Source organism: Micromonospora sp. DSM 43699, from assembly GCF_055517075.1.
The window spans coordinates 1-458 of record NZ_JBTMMT010000201.1; the positions used below are offsets into that span (position 1 = coordinate 1).

The window sequence follows — 458 nt, forward strand, 5'->3', positions numbered from 1 at the left end:
TCCTCGGTGGAGAGCGGTTCCGGTCCGTTGCCGCCGCAGTTCAGCACGAGGTAGGAGTCGACGACGCCGAGCGTGGAGCGGAGGGCGTCCGGGTCGGTGCAGTGCGCGTCGATCAGGGCCGCGCCGATCCGCTGGGCGGGCGAGGCGTCGAAGGGGCGGGCGTGCAGGATGCCGTTCAGCTCGCGTGCCAGGGGCAGCAGATGCTCTTCGAACTCCGGCCGGGTGAGGGAGGTGGCGGTCAGGGGGAAGATGGCCCGGCTCCAGATCCTGGCGAATCTCCGGAGCCGGCCTTCCGGGCCGTCTGGTTCCGCGTCCGGTTCCCCGGACGCCTGGGCGGGAATGCTCACGCCTTGCGCCCAACCCCTGCGAAGCCCGAGAAGGCGTACGGGTCCTCCTGCTCGGGCGCCTGCGGGTTGTCGGGCCGCCAGGCGGGCATCGACACGAGCCCCGGCTCGACC

At 72.5% G+C, this 458-nt stretch carries 1 protein-coding gene and 1 pseudogene; both read right to left on the reverse strand.

What is annotated here, in order from left to right; translation table 11 throughout:
• A pseudogene (locus tag AC0AIB_RS31235) lies at positions 1-347 on the reverse strand (hypothetical protein); the annotation flags it as partial.
• Positions 344-458: SAM-dependent methyltransferase (locus tag AC0AIB_RS31240; protein WP_465098083.1), on the reverse strand; the 115-nt coding region annotated here is incomplete at its 5' end. The pseudogene AC0AIB_RS31235 and the gene AC0AIB_RS31240, both read right to left, overlap by 4 nt.